Annotated in this window: 14 protein-coding genes and 1 riboswitch; of the genes, 9 read left to right on the forward strand and 5 right to left on the reverse strand. The window is 73.7% G+C overall.

What is annotated here, in order from left to right; all coding sequences use genetic code 11:
* Positions 1–311: 311 nt before the first annotated feature.
* Positions 312–3,119, reverse strand: coding sequence for a SpoIIE family protein phosphatase (locus DDJ31_RS36350; RefSeq protein ID WP_127176170.1), 2,808 nt, complete (start codon positions 3,117–3,119; stop codon positions 312–314).
* A 42-nt stretch (positions 3,120–3,161) separates the two neighbouring features.
* Positions 3,162–5,819 (reverse strand): SpoIIE family protein phosphatase, encoded by a 2,658-nt coding sequence (locus DDJ31_RS36355; RefSeq protein ID WP_127176169.1) that lies wholly within the window; start codon positions 5,817–5,819, stop codon positions 3,162–3,164.
* Between the two features lie 394 nt (positions 5,820–6,213).
* Here DDJ31_RS36355 and DDJ31_RS36360 point away from each other — a divergent pair, with 394 nt between their 5' ends.
* Positions 6,214–7,641 (forward strand): alkaline phosphatase family protein, encoded by a 1,428-nt coding sequence (locus tag DDJ31_RS36360; protein WP_127176168.1) that lies wholly within the window; start codon positions 6,214–6,216, stop codon positions 7,639–7,641.
* 57 nt (positions 7,642–7,698) lie between these two features.
* On the opposite strand, the gene DDJ31_RS36365 is transcribed toward DDJ31_RS36360, so the two are convergent.
* Both DDJ31_RS36365 and DDJ31_RS36370 read right to left on the reverse strand, forming a co-directional pair.
* The gene (locus DDJ31_RS36365; protein WP_127176167.1) at positions 7,699–9,423 is read right to left on the reverse strand and encodes a dolichyl-phosphate-mannose--protein mannosyltransferase; all 1,725 of its coding nucleotides are present in this window, start codon (positions 9,421–9,423) and stop codon (positions 7,699–7,701) included.
* Positions 9,424–9,480: 57 nt separating this feature from the next.
* Positions 9,481–10,254: a lipoprotein gene (locus tag DDJ31_RS36370; RefSeq protein ID WP_366500466.1), complete on the reverse strand. Its 774-nt coding sequence runs from the start codon at positions 10,252–10,254 to the stop codon at positions 9,481–9,483.
* A gap of 490 nt (positions 10,255–10,744) precedes the next feature.
* On the opposite strand from DDJ31_RS36370, the gene DDJ31_RS36375 reads away from it, so the two are divergent.
* Positions 10,745–12,721: a DUF1996 domain-containing protein gene (locus DDJ31_RS36375; RefSeq protein WP_240677953.1), complete on the forward strand. Its 1,977-nt coding sequence runs from the start codon at positions 10,745–10,747 to the stop codon at positions 12,719–12,721.
* Positions 12,722–12,922: 201 nt separating this feature from the next.
* Positions 12,923–13,783: a methylenetetrahydrofolate reductase gene (locus DDJ31_RS36380; RefSeq protein ID WP_127176164.1), complete on the forward strand. Its 861-nt coding sequence runs from the start codon at positions 12,923–12,925 to the stop codon at positions 13,781–13,783.
* A gap of 60 nt (positions 13,784–13,843) precedes the next feature.
* Here DDJ31_RS36380 and DDJ31_RS36385 read toward each other — a convergent pair whose 3' ends face one another.
* Positions 13,844–14,236, reverse strand: coding sequence for an ArsR/SmtB family transcription factor (locus DDJ31_RS36385; RefSeq protein ID WP_127176163.1), 393 nt, complete (start codon positions 14,234–14,236; stop codon positions 13,844–13,846).
* Between the two features lie 94 nt (positions 14,237–14,330).
* Between DDJ31_RS36385 and DDJ31_RS36390 the strand changes: the two genes are divergently transcribed.
* From DDJ31_RS36390 to DDJ31_RS36415, 6 genes are all read left to right on the forward strand, one after another.
* A complete protein-coding gene (locus DDJ31_RS36390) occupies positions 14,331–16,328 on the forward strand; it encodes a heavy metal translocating P-type ATPase (RefSeq protein WP_127176162.1) in 1,998 nt (665 codons plus the stop codon).
* 60 nt (positions 16,329–16,388) lie between these two features.
* A riboswitch (cobalamin riboswitch) is annotated at positions 16,389–16,562 on the forward strand.
* A 231-nt stretch (positions 16,563–16,793) separates the two neighbouring features.
* Positions 16,794–18,320 carry a CoA-acylating methylmalonate-semialdehyde dehydrogenase gene (locus DDJ31_RS36395; protein ID WP_127176161.1) on the forward strand — a complete coding sequence of 509 codons (1,527 nt, stop codon included), beginning with the start codon at positions 16,794–16,796 and terminating at the stop codon, positions 18,318–18,320.
* A gap of 5 nt (positions 18,321–18,325) precedes the next feature.
* The gene (locus DDJ31_RS36400) at positions 18,326–19,474 is read left to right on the forward strand and encodes an acyl-CoA dehydrogenase family protein (RefSeq protein WP_127176160.1); all 1,149 of its coding nucleotides are present in this window, start codon (positions 18,326–18,328) and stop codon (positions 19,472–19,474) included.
* Positions 19,471–20,556: an enoyl-CoA hydratase/isomerase family protein gene (locus DDJ31_RS36405; protein ID WP_127176159.1), complete on the forward strand. Its 1,086-nt coding sequence runs from the start codon at positions 19,471–19,473 to the stop codon at positions 20,554–20,556. The genes DDJ31_RS36400 and DDJ31_RS36405 overlap by 4 nt, the downstream gene beginning before the upstream one ends.
* Entirely contained in the window at positions 20,553–21,449 is an 897-nt protein-coding gene (gene mmsB, locus DDJ31_RS36410) for a 3-hydroxyisobutyrate dehydrogenase (protein WP_127176158.1), read from the forward strand. Before DDJ31_RS36405 ends, mmsB begins: the two co-directional genes overlap by 4 nt.
* Positions 21,446–22,342: an enoyl-CoA hydratase gene (locus tag DDJ31_RS36415; protein WP_240677952.1), complete on the forward strand. Its 897-nt coding sequence runs from the start codon at positions 21,446–21,448 to the stop codon at positions 22,340–22,342. Before mmsB ends, DDJ31_RS36415 begins: the two co-directional genes overlap by 4 nt.
* Positions 22,343–22,357: the final 15 nt, after the last annotated feature.

Genomic DNA, 22,357 nt, shown 5'->3' on the forward strand with positions numbered 1-22,357 from the left:
TGTTCGCGCCGCACACCCGCCGCGAGAAAAGTTCGTAGGGACCTACGAAGGGGACCGGCGAAAGGGGCCTGCGGAGGGACCTACGAGGGGGCCTGCGGAGGGACCTACGAGGGGGCCTACGGCGGGACCTAGGGAGGAGGGCCTATGAAGGGGGTGCCGGGCGGCGGGGGCGTGGGGAGGTGATGGGGGGCGCGCGGACCGACGGAGGGAAGCGGGGGCGCGGAGTCGGGCGTGAGCGGTTGTATGCCCCGCCGGTCTGCGCGCCTCCAGTACGCCCCACTCCCCGGGTGAACCGTCGTGCGCCCCGGCGGTCAGGGCAGTTGCTGCTCCGCCCAGATGACCTTGCCGTCCGGTGTGTACCGGGTGCCCCAGCGTTCGGCCAGCTGTGAGACCAGGAAGAGGCCGCGGCCGCCCTCGTCCGTCATCGCCGCGTACCGCAGATGCGGCGAGGTGCTGCTGCCGTCGTACACCTCGCAGATCAGCGTGCGGTCGAACAGCATCCGCACCCCGATCGGCTCCGCGCCGTAGCGGATGGCGTTGGTGACCAGTTCGCTGAGGATCAGCTCCGTGGTGAACGCCAGCTCGTCCAGGCCCCATTCGGAGAGCCGGCGGGCGACGGAGGCGCGGACCTCGCCGACGGACGCCGGGTCGGACGGCACCTCCCACTGCGCCACCCGGTCGGCGGCGAGCGCCCGGGTGCGGGCGACGATCAGCGCGACGTCGTCGGTCTGCCTGGCCGGAACGCGCGCGTCGAGCACCGCCCGGCAGGTGTCCTCGGGCGACTGCCCGGCCCGTTCGAGCGACCCGCGCAGCAGGTCGAGACCCTCGTCGATGTCCCGCTCGCGGTCCTCGACGAGCCCGTCCGTGTACAGCACCAGGCGGCTGCCCTCGGGCAGTTCGAGCTCGGCCGTCTCGAACGGCAGCCCGCCGAGGCCGAGCGGCGGACCGGCCGGCACCTCGGGGAAGTCGACGGTGCCGTCGGGCCGCACCACGGCGGGCGGCGGATGCCCGGCCCGCGCGATGACGCACCGCCGGGACACCGGGTCGTAGACCGCGTAGACGCAGGTCGCGCCGGTGACCGGCGCGGTGCCGTCCTCCGTCTCCTCGTCCTGGTCGATCCGGCTGACCAACTCGTCGAGCAGCGCGAGGAGTTCCTCGGGCGGCAGATCGAGCGCGGTGAAGTTGTGCACCGCCGTGCGCAGCCGCCCCATGGTGGCCGCCGCGTGCAGCCCGTGCCCGACGACGTCCCCGACCACCAGTGCCACCCGGGCACCGGACAGCGGCAGCACGTCGAACCAATCGCCGCCCACCCCGGCCTGTGCGGGCAGATAGCGGTAGGCGATCTCCAGCGCCGACTGCTCGGGCAGCCGCCGCGGCAGCAGACTGCGCTGGAGCGTGACGGCCATGCTGTGCTCGCGGGTGTACCTGCGGGCGTTGTCGATGGAGACCGCGGCCCGCGCCACCAGCTCCTCGGCGAGGGCCAGTTCGTCGTCGTCGAAGGGGCCGGGCCGCTCGGAGCGCCAGAAGCTGACCACGCCGAGCACCAGCGACCCGGTGCGCAGCGGCACCGTGATCAGCGAGTGGATGCCGTACTCCACCACCTGGGCGCTGCGTTCGAGGTCCTGCTCCTTCCAGCCGGGCGCGGACGGCAGTTCGGCTTCGAGCACGGCCTTGCCGGTGCGCAGACTGCGGGCCTGCGGCGCCGACTCGACGTACATGATCTGCTGGGTCACCGGGTACAGCGGCGCGTCCCCGCGGACGCCGCTGACCGCGACCCGGCGCAGCGGTGTCACCGCCTCGGGGGTGCCGCCCGCGAGCACCGAGTCGAAGAGGTCGACGGTGGCGAAGTCGGCGAACCTGGGCACCGCCAGGTCCGTCAACTCCTGCGCGGTGCGCGTCACATCGAGACTGGTGCCGATGCCGACCCCGGCGTCGTACAGCATGTCGAGGCGCTCGCGGGCCGCCTCGGCCCGGCCGGACAGCGCGCGCAGCTCCGTCGAGTCGCGGACCGTGGCGACGGTACCCGGCGGGCCGCCCCTGACGTTCGTGGAACGCTGATTGACCGCGAGGAGACGGTCCTTGACCCGGTGCACCTCGTCGGTCGCGTCCCGCCCGGACGCCAACAGGTCGGCGGTGTCGGGGGCGAGACCCAGATCGCGCGCGTGCCGGCCCTCCGCGTCCTGCGGCAGGTCGAGCAGCCGCTGCGCCTCGTCGTTGGCGAGCAGCAGGGTGCCCTCGCCGCTGACGATGATCACGCCCTCCCGGACGGCGTGCAGCACCGCGTCGTGGTGTTCGTACATCCGCGTCATCTCGTGCGGTCCGAGGCCGTGGGTCTGGCGCAGCAGCCGTCGGCTGACCAGCGCGGTGCCCGCGGTGGCGAGGGCCAGCGCGGCGGCCGCGGCCAGCAGGACGAGCGGGAGCTGGCGGTCGGCGGCGCCGCCCACGTTGTCGGTGGTGATGCCGGCCGACACCAGGCCGACGACCTTGCCGCCCGGCGCCTCGACCGGGACGACCGCCTGGACGAGCCGCCCGATGGTGCCGTCGACGTCCTCGGTGGAGGCGTGTCCCGCCAGCGCGGGCGCGATGTCCCCGACGAACTTCTTGCCGATACGGTCCCGTTCGGGGTGGGTGTAGCGGATGCCGTCGGTGTTCATGACGACGATGAAGTCCACGCCGGTCGCCTTGCGGGCGGCCTCGGCGCGGGGCTGGAGGACCGCCGTCGGGTCGGGGGCGCGCAGCGCGTCGAGGGTGCCGGGGGCGTTGGCGAAGGACTCGGCGACGGCCAGTGAGCGGTTGCGGGACTCGTCGGTGCTGTCGTGGCGGACCTGGAGCACCAGTGCGACGACCGCGGCGACCACCAGCAGCAGCACGATGAAGACCTGGAGCAGGAAGACCTGTCCGGCGAGGCTCCCCGCGCTCAGTGAGGAGCGCAGCGAGGCGGCACGTTTCCGCAGCGTCCTGACGGGCCGTGCGGCGTTCTGGAGGCGGCCGGGCGCGCCGTCCTGGGGACGCTCGCGCCGGTCGCTTTCGGCAGGCGCGCTCCCCGGCGCACGCCGGGGGCGTGCGTCCTTGGCGGGTGGTGTCGCCCGACCCGTGGAGCGACCCGGAAGTCGGACCATGTGCCCATGTCTACACTGCCGGGGCCCACGAGGCGAGAGCCATCACGGAGAGTGAGGGCGCGGGGCCGCTCGGAAGCGCGGGAGATCGAGCCCCTCGCCCACCCGGGAGGCGAGCAGCAGCGCGATGTCGTCCGGGCGGTCGGTGGTGTGACGGGCCGTCGCCGTGAGCCGGTCGGCGAGCGCGGGAAGCGAGGGCCGCTCGCTCGCCACGGCCGCCTCCGCGAGGGCCGCCCGCAGCCACTCGACGCCGACGTCGATGTCCACGCCCGGCCGCTCCACCAGGCCGTCGGTGTACAGGGCCAGCACCGCACCGGCGTCGAGACGCAGCTCGGTGACCGGGTACCGGGCCCGCGGATCGACCCCGAGCACCACCCCGCCGGGCAGGTCGAGGACCTCGGTGCGCCCGTCGGGGCGGCGCAGCAGCGGCGGCAGATGTCCTGCCCGCGCGGCGCGCACGGCGCCCGAGACCGGGTCGAGGCGCAGACAGCAGCAGCTCGCGAAGAGGCCGGGGTCGAGGTCGATCAGCAGATGGTTGGTGCCGCTGAGCACCTCGTCGGGCGGCCGGTCGCCAAGCGCGAACGCCCTTACCGCGGTCCGGAGTTGGCCCATGGTGGCGGCTGCCTGCACCCCGTGCCCCTGGACGTCCCCGATGACCAGCGCGAGGCCGTCGCCCGACTCGACGACGTCGTACCAGTCGCCGCCCACCTCCATGCCCTGGGTGCCCGGCAGATACCGTCCGGTGGTCTCGACCCGGGGGTGCGAGGAGAGCCGCCGGGGCAGCAGCGCCTGTTGCAGGCCGCGGGCGAGCGCGGCCTCGCTCTCGTAGCGCTGAGCCTTCTCCAGGGCGTGCGCGATCAGTCCCGCGAGCGCCGTGAGCGCCGCGCGCTCCTGGGAGCTGAAGCGCCGGGGCAGGTCGAAGCCCAGGATGCAGGAGCCGACCGGGCGCCCGGAGGCGATCAGCGGCAGGAAGGCGCGTGAACCCCGGGTCGCGTCCAGCGCGATGCCCGGATAGGCGGCCGTCAGCCGCTCCATCGAGTCGAAGAACAGCGGACGCCCGGACGTCAGGGTGTGCACGCCCGGCAGCTCCGCGTCGAGGCCCACCCCCTCGAACGGATCGAGGAACCCGGCGGGGAAGCCGTTCTCCCAGGCCAGGTAGAGGCGCCGGTCCTGGAGCAGGTAGATCGCCAGCCGGCGGCCGCCGAACGCGGGCAGCAGCTCCCGCATGACCACCGCCGACACCTGCCGCGCGGTCACCGCCTCGGAGAGCGCGATGGCCAGCGCGATCGGCCGGTACAGCGGCGCCACCGACGGCGCGTCGGGGACGTCGGCGCCCTCCTCGTCGGGCTCGGGCGCGGGCTCGGGCACCCGGTGCGCGGGCCGGAACGTGCAGGTCAGCGTGGACGGGCCGGGATGGATCGCCACGTCGAGCCAGGTCCCGTCCGCCCCGGAGCCGTCGAGTGCGCTCGCGTGCGCGCCGGGTTCGCCCGGCAGTCCCGCGTGGAAGCGGATCGGGCCGGGGGAGAGCAGCGCGGCCCGCAGGTGGTCCTCGCCGACCGGCCCGCCCAGCCAGGGCACCGCCTCCCACAGCGGACGCCCCAGCAGCTCGGCCGGCGCGCGGCGCAGCAGCTGTCCGGCGCGCGGGTTGGCGTACCTGACCAGGCCGAGCCGGTCCAGGCACAGGACACCCTCGGGCAGCAGATCGGCCGCCGCGTCCGCCGCCGCGCCGGTACCCGGCTCCACGACCAGCCCATGGACCCGACGGGGCTCGGGGGACGGCCCGCCCGCGCCGTCGTTCCACAGTTCGAGGAGCCGCAGCGTGCCGTCACCGGAGCGCGCGTAGAGCGGCAGGGGCGGCGGCCGGCCCGCCGCCGTCTCGCGCAGGGCGGCCAGCGTGCGGGGCGCGTCACCCGGCGTGACGGCGTCCGCGAGCGCCGCCGACGAGCCGCTGATCCGGCCGGCCGGGGCGCCCAGGAGCGCGGGCAGCCCGGCGTCGGCGGTCACGGTGTCCCCCACCGGGTCCCAGGTGAACCCGCCGGCCCGCCCCTGCGCCCGGCGCGCGACCGGCGGCGGCACGCACACCGGCTCGTCGTCCCAGGTGACGACGGCCGCACCGGCGTCCCCTGCTGCGGCTTCACCGGCGGCCTCACTGGCGTCACCTGCTGCGGCTTCACCGGCGGCCTCACCGGTGTCACCTGCCGCGTCCCCGCCGGCGGCCCCCGGGGCGGCGAGCCGCAGCAGCCGGGCGCCGAGCCGTCCGGCGATGTCCGCCACCCGCTCGCGCTCCGCGAGCACCGCGGTGGCGTCGGCGGCGGACGGGCGCAGCACGGTCAGCACGCCGAACGTCGTCGTACCGCCCACCACCGGCACGTACAGCGACCCGAACGGGAACGGCAGCCCGGCCGCGAACTGCGGGTAGCGGCGCATCGCCTCGGTGGCGTTCGCGAGCACCACCTCGGCGCCGAGACGGTAGGCGTCGGCCACTGGGAAAGGCCGGTCCACGTGCAGCCGCCACCAGGGCTTGAACAGCGGCCCAGGCAGCCCGGCGAGCACCGCGAGCCGCAGCAGCCCGGCCGCGCCCGACCGCAGATAGACGCCGCCGACCTGCCCGCCCGACACGCGGACCGCCTCCGTCGACGCGTCGATCAGCAGCGCGGTCAGCCGGGCCGGCGGCCGGCCCGCGCCCGGAGCGCTCCCCGTCATCGGCTCACCTCGTCCGTGCCCGCCGAGTGGGTGACACAGCAAGAATGCGCCATCCGGGTGCTGTGTCGCACCTGGGGACGGACCCAGCGCGGAGCTGCGACGACGGCTCCCGGGCCGCGATCCGGCGCGGTCCGGCGCGGGCGCGGGGGCGTGGATGCCGGACCGGGCGCCGGTCCATGTACTGACCAACCGTTTCCCAACCTGCGGCAACGGGCCGGCAACGCCCCGCTGACGTCGGTCATGGCTTGGCCAACCGCATTCCGCACGTTGGCCACAAGTTCACCGTCAAAACCTGACGCCGCGCGTTGAACCCGGCGGAGAGTTCTCGGCGGCCCGCTCCGCACCGCGGGCCGGCGTACTCCGCAGGGCTCATCACGCTCAAGAAGGGGCAATCATGGCCGAGCTGACACGCCGTAGACTTCTGGGTTCCGCCGCGAGCACGCTGAGCGGGGCCGCGGCGCTCTCCCTCCTGCCGCCGAGTGTCCAGAAGGCGGTCGCCGCCGGACCACCCGCACGCGGCTCGCTGCGCGACATCGAACACGTCGTCATGCTGATGCAGGAGAACCGGTCCTTCGACCACTACTTCGGCACGCTGAAGGGGGTCCGCGGCTTCGCCGACCCGCGCGCGCTCACCCTCGACGACGGGCGGTCCGTCTTCTACCAGCCCGACACCGTCAACCCGAAGGGCTATCTGCTGCCCTTCCACCTCGACACCCGCACCACCAGCGCCCAGGCCATCCCCTCCACCAGTCACGCCTGGTCGGTGCAGCACGAGGCATGGAACGGCGGCAAGATGGACCGGTGGCTGCCGGCCCACCGCAAGGCCGACGGCGTCAACGGCCCCTATGTGATGGGGTATTACACCCGCGAGGACATCCCGTTCCAGTTCGCGCTCGCCGAGACCTTCACCGTCTGCGACCACTACCACTGCTCGGTCCTCGGACCGACCTGGCCCAACCGCCTGATGTGGATGACCGGCACGATCGACCCCGGCGGCACCGAGGGCGGCCCGATCATCAGCAACGTCGCGCCGACGCCGTACCGTTGGACGACGTACGCCGAGCGGCTCCAGGAGGCCAAGGTCAGCTGGAAGGTGTACCAGCAGACCGACGACTACGGCTGCAACCTGCTGGAGCAGTTCGCCGCCTTCAAGAACGCGCAGCCGGGCTCCGAGCTGTACGAGCGGGGCGTGCGCGCCCAGCCCGAGGGCACCTTCGAGGACGACGCCCGCAACGACCGGCTGCCGGCGGTGTCCTGGATCATGCCGACCAGCTACCAGTCGGAGCACCCCGACTACCTCCCGGCCGCGGGCGCCGACTTCGTCGCGTCGAAGATCGAGGCCATCGCGTCCAACCCGAAGGTGTGGCGCAAGACGGCGTTCATCCTCAACTACGACGAGAACGACGGCCTGTTCGACCACGTACCCCCGCCGACCGCGCCCGCGGGCACCGCCGACGAGTACATCCAGGGACTGCCCATCGGCGGCGGCTTCCGAGTGCCCGCGATCATCATCTCGCCCTGGACCGTGGGCGGTTGGGTCGCCACGGAGAGCTTCGACCACACCTCGGCGCTCCAGTTCCTCGAGCGGTTCACCGGAGTCGCCGAGCCCAACATCAGCCGCTGGCGCCGCGACACGTTCGGCGACCTCACCAGCGCCTTCCGCTTCGAGTCGACCCGCCCGACCGCGCCCGCACTCCCCGACGACACGGCGGAGCAGCTCGAGAAGGCCAAGGAGGAGGTGGCCACCCTGCCGAAACCGACGCTCCCCGGCGCCGACCAGCACTTCCCGACCCAGGAGCGGGGCCGCCGCCCGCACGTGTGAGGTGCCGGGTCCGGGAACCCCGCCCAGGCGTTCCCGGACCTTCCCGCGGTCTCAGACTCAGACCCAGGTGTCGAGCCACATCCGGGCCCGCCACTCCACGGTCGGAATCGTGGTACCGGTGTAGAGCGGGAAGAAGTACACGAAGTTCCAGGCCACTAGGAGCACCAGCAGCCCCACCCCCACCACGCCCAGATCCCGCCGCCGCCCGCTTGACTCCGCCCGGCCGAGCAGAGCGCCCGCCATCATCGCCACGGCCAGACACAGGTACGGCACGAACACGACCGCGTAGAAGCTGAAGACCGTCCGGTCCTGGTAGAGGAACCACGGCAGACAGCCCGCCGCCACCGCGCACAGCACCGCGCCCGCCCGCCAGTCGCGGCGCAGCGCCCACCGGAAGAGGAGATACCCGAGCGCCGCGCACGCCGCCCACCAGAGCACCGGCGTGCCCAGCGCCAGGATCTCCCGCGAACAGCCGCCCGCCGCCCGGCAGCCCTCCTGCCCCGCCGGGGACGACTCGTAGAAGAACGACACCGGACGCCCCTGCACCAGCCAGCTCCACGGGTTGGACTGGTAGCGGTGCGGGGTGTGCAGACCGACGTTGAACTCGTAGACCGCGTACTGGTAGTGCCACAGCGACCGCAGCGGCGCCGGAATCCACGACCAGGCGCCGCCCCGGCCGTCCGCCCAGTGCCGGTAGTACCCCTGGCCGGACGCGAACCAGCCGCTCCAGGTCAGCAGATACGTCAGCGCGGCGACCGGCACGAGCGACAGCACCGACCACCCCGCGTCCTTGCGCAGCGCCGTCCGGTACGGCCGGCGGGCACCGGCGACACGCCGTGAGCCGACGTCCCACAGCAGGGCCAGGACGGTGAACAGGGCGAGGAAGTACAGGCCGTTCCACTTGCTCGCCGCCGCCAGCCCCAGCAGCACCCCCGCGGCCGGCCGCCACGGACGCACCCCGGTCCCGGCCCGCTCCGCCGCCCGCGCGTCGGGGCCCGCCCGTCCGTCCGCGCCCACCGGCAGCGCGGCGGCCAGCCGGGCGCGCGCCCGGTCCCGGTCGACCAGCAGACAGCCGAACGCGGCCAGCGTGAAGAACATGACGACCAGGTCGAGCAGCGCGGTACGGCTCATCACGAAGTGCAGCCCGTCCAGCGCCATCAGCGTCCCCGCCAGACAGCCGAGGAACGTCGAACGCAGCAGCCGCCGCCCGATCCGGCACAGCATCAGCACCGACACCGTGCCGAGCAGCGCCGTCATGAACCGCCAGCCGAACGGGTCGAACCCGAACAGCCCCTCGCCGAGCGCGATCACCCACTTGCCCATCGGCGGATGCGCCACGAAGCTGCCCGCGTCGGAGAGCGGGATCACCTGCGGGTGCGCCAGGATCTCCGGGTCGGCGACCTTGCGGTCGGTCCAACTGCCCTCGTAGCCGAGCCTGAGCATCGACCAGGCGTCCTTGGCGTAGTACGTCTCGTCGAAGACCACGGCCCGCGGTGAGCCGAGCCGCCAGAACCGCACCGCACCCGCCAGCAGCGCGACGAGGAGCGGACCCGCCCAGCCGGTCGCCCGCGCGAGCCGCCCGGCCTCCCGGGGCGCGACACCGAGCGCCGCCCAGAGCCGGGTGCCGGGCTCGGGGAACGGCGGGACCAGCAGATCCCGGGTGTCGGCGCGGGGGAGCGGGGTGTGCCCGAACCGGCGCAGCCGCCGCGCCCAGGTGCCCGACTCACCGCTCGGGGCGCCCTGTTCGGCTGTTCGGTCCTGGGCCCGGGTGTCACTGGTCACCGGGTCATCGTAGGGAGGCCGTGCGCGCGGACCGCGGGGCGGTCCGCCGGCCGGGCGTCAGGCGGCGCGCAGGGTGCGCTTCGCCAGATCGAACGCCGGGGTCATGGCCGTGAACTCGGCCTCGTCCAGGCCGCCGAGGTGCAGCACGACCGGTCCGCGCGCGGTGCTGACGGCCAGGGCGCGTTCCGGCTTCGTCTCCTCCAGCAGCTCGCTGGTGTACCGGTACTCCACCTCCACACCGGTCAGCGGGCCCGAAGTGAAGGCGCGGTAGCGGGCGTTGCTGGTGTTCTCCTGCGCGGCGACGAACGCCTTGAGGACGGTCCGGGGGTCGTCGTCGCCGGGTTCGCCGGTCCACACGCGCAGGAAGCCGAGGTGGCCGGCCGGTTTGGCGTCCACCTCGCAGGCGGCGCCGACCGGACCCTGCCGCAGGATCGCGTCGAGGAGTTCGGGGTCGACGGCGTCCCCGGTGCCGCCGGTTGCGTCCGCGCCGCCCGCCTTCTCCCCGGCGCCGACGGGCTCCGCCGTCCAGCGCTCCGCGAGCGCGAAGGTCACCGGCAGTTCGCAGGCGGACCCAGGGCCGCCGATCGTCGCATCCCGAGCGACGGCGTCCCGGCCCGAGCCGGAGGCATCGGAGGCATCTGAGGAAGGAGCGGCATCAGAGGAAGGGGAGGAAGCGGCAACCGACGCCTTCGCCCCGGCGGGCTCTTCGGTCGCCTGCGCGCACCCGCTCAACAGCGCTGCCAGCAAGGCCACTTGAAGCATCCCGCGCAGGCCGCCCGCGTCCCGTCTCTCCCGTGGTCCGCCCGTCGTCCTCCGCATGACGTCCCCCATGTCTTCCCCCACGATGTCCCTCCCGGCGTCCGGCCGATCCCCGGCCGATCGCGTCGCCGGTGTCCTGCCGATCCTCGGCCCACCCCGGGCGATCTTCTCCGGGACGGCCGGGACACAGTAACCGAGTTCGGCCGCCGCGCCCTCGGAGAGCAACGCGGCCCGGCCGAGGGCCTGTTCCTTCGGAGCCACTGCGGCCCGGCTGAGGGCCTGTTCCGTCGGAGCGCACCGCGGCCCGGCCGAGGTCCTGTTCCTTCGGAGCGCACCGCGGCGACCACCGCCCCGGGTGCTGAACCGATCGAGGCGTCGAACATTGGCTGAGAGAATCCGATGAATTTCCGATGAGCCTGAACACGCGTGCGCCGCCGTCCGTATGAGACCGGGGGATTTCCATGCCCATCAGTCCACGAGGCGCAGGAGAACATCCGTGGGACGCACAACGCGCAGACGCCCGACAGGCGCACGCCGCGCGAGCTTCGCAGCAGTCGCGCTGATGCTGGGAGGAGGAGGCCTGGTCGCCGCCAACGTCTACGCGTCGGCGACCGAAGGCGGAAGCGGCGCGCAGACCACGCGCACGGAGAGCGCCGGCGGCGCCACCACGGTGGACTGCCCCGACGTCGGCGCGGAGTTGACCGACGTGCCGGAGCCGGCCCGTGCCCGCGTCGACCAGGAACTGGCCGCCATGGACGCGCAGATCGCCGAGACCTACCAGCGGATGCGCGGCGACGGCTCCGACGACGTGATGGCCGCGCTGAAGCAGAAGCGGTCCGAGTCGCTCGGGCGGATCGGCGACGCGATCGAGGAGGCGGGGGAGCGCCCGGAGGGCCTCGACGACCTCGCCGGCTGCTCCTGGAGCCGCCCCGAGGAGCAGCAGCCCGGTGACCAGGGCCAGGACCAAGGCCAGGGGCAGGGGCAGGGCGGCGACCAGGGCCAGGAGCCTGCCGGTGAGCAGCCCGGCGGCCAGGGCGGCAACGGGCCGGTCGCCGCCGACTACGCCGACATCAACTCCGTCCAGCCCAACGCGCCCGCCCCCGACCTGAGTTCGTTCCGCTCCAAGGGCACCTTCACCACGAGCTGCGGTGTGAACGAGAACGGGCTGTTCAACTCGGACAACGTGATCGTCGCCCCCGGCGTCTCCAACGGCGCCCACCACTTCCACGACTACGTCGGCAACCAGTCCAACACCGCCTTCGCGAGCGACGACGACCTGTCGGGCGCCGACACCAGCTGTGTCGACAAGGGGGACAAGTCGTCCTACTTCTGGCCCGTGCTGCGGTTGCAGAACGGCACCCAGGAGCGCGACGCGGGAGCGCCGGGCGGCGGCACCGAGGGCAACGCGGGTGAGATCGTCACCGCCAAGCAGGCCACGATGACGTTCATCGGCAACCCGCGCAGCGAGGTCAAGGCCATTCCGCGGCTGATGCGGATCATCACCGGTGACGCCAAGGCGTTCGTCAACGGTCCGGGCAACGCCAACGCGTCCTGGAGCTGCACCGGGTTCGAGGACCGGCAGCTCAAGGACAAGTACCCGCTCTGCCCGCAGGGCAGCGACGTGGTCCGCACCTTCCGCTTCCAGAGCTGCTGGGACGGCCGCAACACCGACAGCGCCAACCACCGCACCCATGTGGCGTTCGCGGACGCGGCGGGCAACTGCCCGAACGACTTCGTCGCCATCCCGCAGTTGGTGCAGCGGATCGTCTACGACGTGGACGCCCCGAGCCTCGCCGACGGCGGCCGCACCACCCCGCTGTTCGCGGTCGACTCGTTCCCCGAGCAGCTGCACAAGCCGGTCACCGACCACGGCGACTTCATCAACGTCTTCGACGAGAAGCTGATGGACGAGGTCGTCAGCTGCGTCAACGACGGCAAGCAGTGCGGCGCGGGCACCGGTGGCGGCAACGGCGGTGGCGGCGACAACGGTGGCAACGGCGGCGGCGCGGGCGAGGAGCCCTCGGAGCAGCCCACCCAGCAGCCGTCGGAGCAGCCCACCCAGCAGCCTGCCGAGACCCCCGGCAACGGTGGCAACGGCGGCAACGGCGGCAAGGGTGACAACGGCGGGAAGGGTGACGGCGGCGGCAAGGGCGACGGCGGTGGCGCTCAGCAGACCGCCGCGCCCACGGCCTCCGCTCCCGCCGGCGACCGGGCCGACGACGAGCCGGCCGGTGACACCCCCGCCCAGGCGAACCCCAGTGAGCCCAAGGTGCTCGCCTCGGCCTCGGCCGAGCCCTCCGAGGCAGCCGGCGCGGCGGACGCCTCCGGCGGCTCGGGCGGCGACCAGTCCCCGCGGCAGCCGCAGGGCGAGCCGACGGGCGAGGGCGTCCCGATCGCCGGCGGCCAGAGCGAGCCGCAGGCGGTGCAGGGCGACCTCGCCGAGACGGGCACCACGCTGTGGCCCGCCGCGGCCGGCACCGTGCTGCTGATCGGCGGTCTCGTCCTGTTGACCCGCACCAGGCGCCAGTACGCGCGCTGACACGGCGGGCCAGGATCAGCGAGGGGCGTCCGCACCGGTTCTCCGGTGCGGACGCCCCTCGCGCGTGCCGGGGCCACCCCGCCGTACGGCCCGGTGGCGTGTCCCCGGCCACCCTGCCGCACGGCCCGGTCGGGGCCCGGGAGACCATGGGGGCGACGAGCCCCGGCCGGTCCGCGTGACGGCCCTGCCCGAAGGAGCACGATGAACCCCGCAACCACGGCTCCGGTCGCGGTCCGCGCGCCGCTGCTTGAGGACTTCTCCCTGGAGATGACGGCCAAGGACGGGCCCCGCCTCGAAGAGGCCCGCGCCCTCGTCCCCGCGGGCACCCGCGTCAACGTGACCTTCCTCGGCAACGAGGACCTGGAGCTCCGCCTCGCCGCCGCCCGCACCGTCAAGCGGCTCGGGTTCGTGCCCGTGCCGCACGTCTCCGCACGGCGCCTGGAGTCGAGGGAGGAGCTGGAGAAGCTCCTCGCCGGACTCCGCGCCGACGGCACGGGCGACCACCTGCTCGTCGTCGGCGGCGACCCCGCCACCCCGCACGGCCCGTACGAGGACGCCCTCGCGGTCCTGCGCACAGGGCTGCTCGCCGAGTACGGCGTACGGCACGTCGAGGTCGCCGGCTACCCGGAGGGGCACCCGGCGATCGAGGAGCGGACGCTCTGGTCGGCGCTGGCCGACAAGCGCGCGGCGCTGACCGGGCAGGGTCTGACGACCGGCGTGATCACCCAGTTCGGGTTCGACGTCGACCCCGTCCTCGCCTGGATCGAGCGGATCAGGGAGCAGGGCGTCCTGATACCGGTCAGGGTCGGCGTCCCCGGTCCCGCCGGAGCCCGTCGGCTGGTGGCGTACGCGGCCCGGTTCGGCGTCGGCACCAGCGCCTCCATCGCCCGCAAGTACGGCTTCTCGCTGACCAACCTGATGGGCATGGCGGGCCCCGACCGCTTCCTGCACGCCCTCGCCGAGCGCTACGACGCCGGCCGGCACGGCGACGTGAAGGTGCACTTCTACACGTTCGGCGGGCTCAGGGCGACGTCGGAGTGGATCGCCGCGTTCCGGCCCTGACCGCGCGGGCCCGGCGCGGCCCACCGACGTACGGCCGAAGCCGCGGGTGGCGGCCTGCCGCTACCGGCCGGCGTCGACGGGGGCCGAGGCGAGCGCGGGCGTGTCGCGGACGCCGAGACGCAGGTGCTCCACGTGGTAGAGGGCCTGGTCGAGGAGTTCGGCGACGTGGTTGTCGTACAGGGCGTAGACGATCGAGCGTCCGTGGCGCTCGCCGGTGACCAGGCCGAGGTTGCGCAGCAGCCGCAGTTGATGCGAGCAGGCGGATGCCTCCATGCCGACCGCCTCGGCGAGATCGCCCACCGCGCACGGGCCTTCCTGGAGCCGGGCCAGGATGTGCAGCCGGGACGGGGTGGCGAGGGCCTGGAGCGTCGCGGCGACATCGGCGGTGCCCACGGCGTCGAGGCGCTCGCGGGTGGTGGCGTTGCTGCTGGCGGTGCCGCTTCCGTGACCCATGGCCCCATCATACGGATGACATCTGAAGAACTGTTCAGGTATTCCTGTATGGTGGTGGCGTCACCCCGGTTCGCCCGCGAAGGGTTGCTTTGTCATGTCTTCTGTCCTGGAACAGCGGTCCGCTCCGCCCGCCGCCACGCGGCCGACGGCGCCACCGCGCAGGACGCGGCTTCTCGCGCTGCCCGAGGCCCGGTGGGCGCTCGCCGCGCTCGCCCTGTTCCTCCTCGCCCTGCCCGTCCACCTGCTCGGCGGCCCGGCGTGGCTGTGGGGGACGCTGTTCGCCGCCACCTACGCCACCGGCGGCTGGGAGCCCGGGTGGGAGGGCCTGAAAGCCCTGAAGGACAGGACCCTTGACGTCGACCTGCTGATGGTGGTGGCCGCGCTCGGCGCCGCCGCGATCGGACAGCTCCTCGACGGCGCGCTGCTCATCGTCATCTTCGCCACCTCCGGCGCCCTGGAGGCCGTCGCCACCGCCAGGACCGCCGACTCCGTGCGCGGCCTGCTCGACCTCGCGCCCACCACCGCAACCCGGCTGCTGCCCGACGGCGCCGAGGAGAGCGTCGCCACCGCGTCCCTCGCCGTCGGCGACACCGTCCTGGTCCGCCCGGGTGAGCGGGTCGGCGCCGACGGCCGGGTGGTCGACGGCGCGAGCGACGTCGACCAGGCCACCATCACCGGCGAGCCCCTGCCCGTCGCCAAGCGGCCAGGGGACGAGGTGTTCGCCGGCACCGTCAACGGCACCGGCGCCCTGCGGGTGCGCGTCGAGCGCGATCCGACGGACTCGGTGATCGCCCGGATCGTGAAGATGGTCGAGGAGGCATCCTCGACCAAGGCCCCCACCCAGCTGTTCATCGAGAAGGTCGAGCAGCGGTACTCGATCGGCATGGTCCTGGCGACCCTCGCCGTCTTCGCCGTCCCGCTGGCCCTCGGCGGCGACCTGCGGCCCGCGCTGCTGCGCGCCATGACGTTCATGATCGTCGCCTCGCCGTGCGCGGTCGTGCTCTCCACCATGCCGCCGCTGCTGTCCGCGATCGCCAACGCCGGACGGCACGGCGTGCTGGCCAAGTCGGCCGTCGTCATGGAACGCCTCGGCCGGATCGACACCGTCGCCCTCGACAAGACCGGCACCCTCACCGAAGGCACCCCGCGGGTCACCGACGTCCGCCCGCTGCCCGGCACGGACCTCGACGAGGACGCCCTGCTCGCGCTGGCCGCGGCGGCCGAGCGCCCCAGCGAACACCCCCTTGCGCGGGCCGTCGTGGACGCCGCCCGCGAGCGCGGCCTGCCCCTGCCCGACGCCGTCGGCTTCTCCTCCGTCCCCGGCGCGGGCGTCACCGCCACGGTGCGGGGCCGCACCGTCCAGGTCGGCTCTCCCGCACGGCTGTCGACGACCTCGGCCGAGGAGCCGCACCACGGGCCGGTGGCCGATCTCGAGAGCGCGGGACGCACCGCCGTGACGGTGCTGAGGGACGGCGCGGTCGTGGGCGTGCTCGGGATCGCCGACCGGCCGCGCCCCGACGCGCGGGCGACCGTCGCCGCGCTCACCCGGCTGACCGGCCGCGCCCCCGTCCTGCTCACCGGCGACAACGAACGCGCCGCCCGCCACCTGGCCGCCGAGGTCGGCATCACCGACGTCCGCGCGGGACTGCTGCCCGAGGACAAGGTCGCGGCGGTGCGGGGATGGGAGGCCGAGGGGCTCAAGGTGCTGGTGGTCGGCGACGGCGTCAACGACGCGCCCGCGCTGGCCGCCGCCCACTGCGGGATCGCGATGGGCCGGGCCGGCTCCGACCTCGCCCTGGAGACCGCGGACGCCGTCGTCGTCCGCGACGAACTCGCCACCGTCCCCGCGGTCGTCAGGCTCTCCCGCACCGCGCGCCGCCTGGTGGTCCAGAACCTCGTCGTCGCCGGGGTGTTCGTCACCGTCCTGGTCGCCTGGGACCTGATCGGCACCCTTCCGCTGCCGCTCGGCGTCGCCGGCCACGAGGGCTCCACCGTCATCGTCGGCCTCAACGGCCTGCGCCTGCTGCGCGAGGCCGCCTGGCCCCGGGCCGTTCCGCCGACTCCCCGAACGGCCGTATCCGACCCACTGTGACCTGGGACTTCGCCCCGAAGGTCGGCGGACTGGTGGATTTACTAGGACGTCCAACTATATAGTCGGGGAAAGGTCCGCGGTGCAGGGAAGCCGGTGTGAGTCCGGCACGGTCCCGCCACTGTGACCGGGGAGCACGCCGTCGAGCGACACGCCACTGACGAGCACGAGGTCGGGAAGGCGGGCGGCGCGCGCAGATCCGGGAGTCAGGATACCGGCCGCGGAACGTTCCGTGTTGTCCACGAGGATGGAGCTGACACGCATGGCACCGGTACGCATCCACGCCTTCGGCGGGACCGCCCGACGGCACCGCCCGCACGGCGGATCAGCCCGCACCTGACGTCGTCACGTCGCACGCGCCCACGCCACCCGCGTCTCGCGCGCCCCCACGCACGCACCGGCACCCCCTCGCGCCCGCGTGCCGGGACCGCGCGCCATCCCCGGATCACCTGACGAGAGCAGGCACCGATGATCCGTAGCAACGACCCGCGTCCGGTACGCGAGTTGACCCACTTCGTCGCAGGCCGGCACACCCCGGGCACCTCGGGATCCTTCGGCGACGTCCACGACCCCAACACCGGCGAGGTCCAGGCGCGGGTCCCGCTGGCGGACCGCGCCGAGACCGAGGCCGCGATCACCGACGCCGCCCGAGCCCAGCGCGAGTGGGGCGAGTGGAACCCGCAGCGCCGCGCCCGCGTCCTGCTGCGCTTCCTCCAACTGGTGGAGAAGGAGAAGGACTCACTCGCCCGGCTGCTCTCCAGCGAGCACGGCAAGACCGTCGCGGACGCCCACGGCGACCTCCAACGCGGCCTCGACGTCGTGGAGTTCGCGGCCGGCATCCCGCACCTGCTCAAGGGCGAGTTCACCGACAACGCGGGCACCGGCATCGACGTCCACTCGCTGCGCTCGCCGCTCGGCGTCGTCGCCGGCATCACCCCGTTCAACTTCCCCGCGATGATCCCCCTCTGGAAGGCCGCCCCCGCCCTGGCCTGCGGCAACGCCTTCCTCCTCAAGCCCTCCGAACGCGACCCCTCGGTGCCGCTGCGGCTCGCCGAACTCTTCCTCGACGCGGGCCTGCCACCGGGCGTCCTCAACGTCGTCAACGGCGGCAAGGAGGCCGTCGACACCCTGCTGGAGGACCCGCGCGTCGCCGCCCTCGGCTTCGTCGGCTCCACGCCCGTCGCCGCGCACGTCTACGCCACCGCCGCCGCCCACGGCAAACGCGCCCAGTGCTTCGGCGGCGCCAAGAACCACCTGATCGTCATGCCCGACGCCGACCTCGACCAGGCCGTCGACGCGCTGATCGGCGCGGGGTACGGCTCCGCGGGCGAGCGCTGCATGGCCATCTCCGTCGCCGTCCCCGTCGGCGAGGCCACCGCCGACGCCCTCGTCGCCCGTCTGCGCGACCGCATCGCCGCCCTGCGCATCGGCCGCAGCGACGACCCCGAGGCCGACTTCGGCCCGCTGGTCGGCCGGGACGCCGTCGACCGGGTCCGCTCCTACGTAGACCTCGGCGTCGAGGAGGGCGCCGAACTCGTCGTCGACGGAAGGGACTTCACCCTCCCAGGGCACGAGAACGGGTTCTTCGCCGGAGCCTCGCTCTTCGACCGGGTCACCCCGGCCATGCGCATCCACCAGGAGGAGATCTTCGGCCCCGTCCTCTGCGTCGTCCGCGCCGCCGACTACGAGGAGGCCCTGCGGCTGCCCAGCGAACACGTCTACGGCAACGGCGTCGCCCTCTTCACCCGGGACGGCGACACCGCCCGCGACTTCACCCGCCGCGTCGACACCGGCATGGTCGGCGTCAACGTGCCCATCCCGGTACCGGTCGCCTACCACACCTTCGGCGGCTGGAAGCGCTCCGGCTTCGGCGACCTCAACCAGCACGGCCCCGACGCCGTCCGCTTCTACACCCGCACCAAGACCGTCACCTCCCGCTGGCCCGCCGCCGGAGTGCGCGAGGGCGCCGGCTTCACCCTCCCCACGATGGGCTGACGACCATGACCGGCACCCTCCTCACCGAGGACCAGCAGGCTCTCGTCGAGACCACCCTCGACTTCACCCACGACCACATCACCCCGCACGCCCTCGCCTGGGACCGCGACAGCCACTTCCCCGTCGACGTCCTGCGCAAGGCCGCGGGGCTCGGACTCGGCGGCGTCCACGTCCGCGAGGAGTCCGGCGGTTCCGGCCTCAGCCGCGCCGACGGCGTCCTCGTCTACGAGACCCTCGCCTCCGGCTGCCCCTGCCTCGCCGCCTACCTCTCCATCCACAACATGGTCGCCTGGATGGTCGACCACTACGGCGACCCGGCCCAGCGCGCGCACCTGCTGCCCCGCCTGTGCGCCATGGACGACCTCGCCAGCTACTGCCTCACCGAACCCGGCGCGGGCTCCGACGCCGCCGCCCTGACCACCCGCGCCGTCCGCGACGGCGACCACTGGACCCTCACCGGCACCAAGCAGTTCATCTCCGGCGCGGGCGCCGCCCAGCTCTACCTCGTCATGGCCCGCACCGGCGGTGCGGGACCCGAGGGCATCTCCGCGTTCCTCGTCGACAAGGACGACCCCGGCGTCTCCTTCGGCCCCGACGAACGCAAGATGGGCTGGCACGCCCAGCCCACCCGGCAGGTCGTCCTGGACGGCGTCCGGGTGCCCGCCGACCGGCTCCTCGGCCGCGAGGGCCAGGGCTTCGGGATCGCGATGAACGGCCTCAACGGCGGCCGCCTCGGCATCGCCGCCTGCTCGCTCGGCGGCGCCCGCAGCGCCCTCGACCGCAGCCTCACCCACCTCGCCGACCGGCAGGCGTTCGGCACCCGCCTCCTCGACGCGCAGGCCCTGCGCTTCCGCCTCGCCGACATGGCCACCGAACTCGCCGCCGCCCGCGCCCTCGTCCAGCAGGCCGCCCAGGCCCTCGACCGGCACGACCCGCAGGCACCGTACCTGTGCGCGATGGCGAAGCGGTTCGCCACCGACACCGGATACTCGGTCGCGGACCGCGCCCTCCAATTGCACGGCGGGTACGGGTACCTCAGCGAGTACGGCATCGAGAAGATCGTCCGTGACCTGCGTGTCCACCAGATCCTGGAAGGAACCAACGAGATCATGCGCGTCATCGTGGCCCGCGGCCTGACGGAGGCGTTCGGATGACCGACGCCGAGAAGACCGAGCGATCCGTCCTGGTGAGCGTCACCGGCCGGGCCGGCCGGCTCACCCTCAACCGGCCCCGGGCCCTCAACGCCCTCGACCACACCATGGTCCGCCGCGTCGACGACGCCCTGGCGGCCTGGGAACACGACCCGTCCGTGCGGACGATCGTCCTCACCGGAGCTGGCGAACGCGGCCTGTGCGCCGGCGGCGACATCCGCGCCGTGCACGACGACGCCCGCGACGGCGACGGCACCGCGTCGGCCGCCTTCTGGTGCGACGAGTACCACCTCAACGCCCGCATCGCCCGCTACCCCAAGCCCTACGTGGCCGTCATGGACGGCATCGTCATGGGCGGCGGCGTCGGCGTCTCCGCGCACGGCGGGGTCAGGATCGTCACCGAACGCTCCCGGATCGCCATGCCGGAGACCGGCATCGGCTTCGTCCCCGACGTCGGCGGCACCTACCTCCTCTCCCGTGCCCCCGGCGAACTCGGCACCCATCTCGCCCTGACCGGCGCCCACTTCGGGGCGGGCGACGCCGTACTCTGCGGACTCGCCGACCACTTCGTGCCGTCCGCCGCGCTCGACATCCTCCTCGACGACCTCGCCGCCCTGCCCGTCGACGAAGCCCTCGCCCGGCACGTGCGGCCGCTGCCCGAGGGCGAGTTGGCCGCGAGGCGGGAGTGGATCGACGCCTGCTACCGGGCCGACACGGTCGAGGAGATCGTCCGACGGCTCCTCGCGCACGGCGATCCCGCGGCCAAGGAAACCGCCGAGACCCTGCTCTCCAAGTCGCCGACCGCCCTCAAGGTCACCCTGGCCGCGATGCGCCGCGCCCGCCGGCTCGCCACCCTCGAAGAGGTCCTGGAGCAGGAGTACCGCGTCTCCTGCCACGCCCTCACCGCGCCCGACCTCGTCGAGGGCGTCCGCGCCCAGATCATCGACAAGGACCGCGACCCGCACTGGTCCCCGGCCCGCCTCGACGATGTCCACGACGCCGACGTGGCCCGCTTCTTCGCCCCGCTCGGCACCCGCGAACTGGGCCTCGCCCGGCCAGGACCGGCCCCGGAGGAGACCCGGTGAACCGCACCGTCGCGTTCATCGGACTCGGGCACATGGGCGCCCCGATGGCCGCCAACCTCGTGCGGGCCGGCCACCGGGTGGTCGGCCACGACCTGGTGCCGGCCGCCCTGGAGAGCGCCGTCGCGGCCGGCGTGCTCCCCGCCCCCTCGGCGGCCGAGGCCGTCACCGGGGCCGACCTCGTGCTGAGCATGCTCCCGGCGGGACGGCACGTCCTCGGCCTCTACGACGAGATCCTCCCCGCCGCCCGCCCCGGCACCCTCTTCGTCGACTGCTCCACCATCGACGTCGCCGACGCCCGCACCGCCCACGGACGCGCCACCGCCGCCGGCATGCGGAGCCTGGACGCGCCCGTCTCCGGCGGGGTCGTCGGCGCCGAGGCCGGCACGCTCACCTTCATGGCGGGCGGGGGAGAGGCCGAGTTCGCCGAGGCGCTGCCGCTGCTCGACGCGATGGGCGGGAAGGCCGTCCACTGCGGGGACGCCGGCGCCGGACAGGTCGCGAAGATCTGCAACAACATGATCCTCGGCGTCTCCATGATCGCCGTCAGCGAGGCCTTCGTCCTCGCCGAGAGCCTCGGCCTCTCCCACCAGGCCCTCTACGACGTCGCCTCCACCGCCTCCGGACAGTGCTGGGCGCTCAGCGTCAACTGCCCGGTGCCGGGCCCGGTTCCGGCCAGCCCCGCCAACCGCGACTACCGCCCGGGATTCGCCGCCTCCCTCATGGCGAAGGATCTGGGGCTCGCCGCCAACGCCCTGCGCGCGGGCGGCATCCACGCCGAACTCGGCCTGCGGGCAGCGGAGTTGTACGAGCGGTACGCCGAACGCGCGGGCTCCGCGGAGGACTTCTCCGGCATCGTGCGCACCATCAGGGAACGGAGCACGGAACGCCCATGACCACGAAGCCCGACGACATCGATTCGCAGGGAACGGACGCCAACGGCACGGACGCCAACGGCACGGACGCCCAGGGCGCGGACGCCCACGGCACGAAGTCCGGTGGCGCGCTCTCCGACGACGCCTATGAGACCGTCGTCGTCGAGCGCAGGGGTCGCACCGCCCTGCTCACCCTCAACCGGCCCGCCGCGCTCAACGCACTCAACCTCCAGGTCATGAACGAGGTGGTGGCCGCCACCGAGGCGCTCGACCGGGACCCGGAGTGCGGGTGCATCGTCATCACCGGCTCGCCGAAGGCGTTCGCGGCCGGCGCCGACATCAAGGAGATGCGGCCGCAGGGGTACCTCGACATGTACCTCGCCGACTGGTTCGCCGCCTGGGACCGGCTCGGACAGCTCCGCACCCCGACCGTCGCCGCCGTCTCCGGGTACGCGCTCGGCGGCGGCTGCGAACTCGCCATGCTCTGCGACATCCTGCTCGCCGCCGACACCGCCGTCTTCGGCCAGCCCGAGATCAGGCTCGGCGTGATCCCCGGCATCGGCGGCTCCCAGCGGCTGACCCGGGCCGTCGGCAAGGCCAAGGCCATGGAACTCGTCCTGACCGGCCGCACCATGGACGCCACCGAGGCCGAACGCGCCGGACTCGTCTCCCGGGTGGTGCCGGCCGACGACCTCGTCCCCGAGGCGCTCGCCGTCGCCGAGACCGTCGCCGGCATGTCGCTGCCCGTCGCGATGATGGCGAAGGAGGCGGTCGCCCGCGCCTTCGAGACGACCCTCGCCGAAGGCGTCCGCTTCGAACGGCGCCTGTTCCACGCGGTGTTCGCCACCGCCGACCAGAAGGAGGGCATGAGCGCCTTCACCGAGAAGCGCCCCGCCGCGTTCCGCCACCGCTGACCCGACCCGCGCGCG

The sequence above is a fragment of the Streptomyces griseoviridis genome, from assembly GCF_005222485.1.
GTDB lineage: Bacteria > Actinomycetota > Actinomycetes > Streptomycetales > Streptomycetaceae > Streptomyces > Streptomyces hintoniae.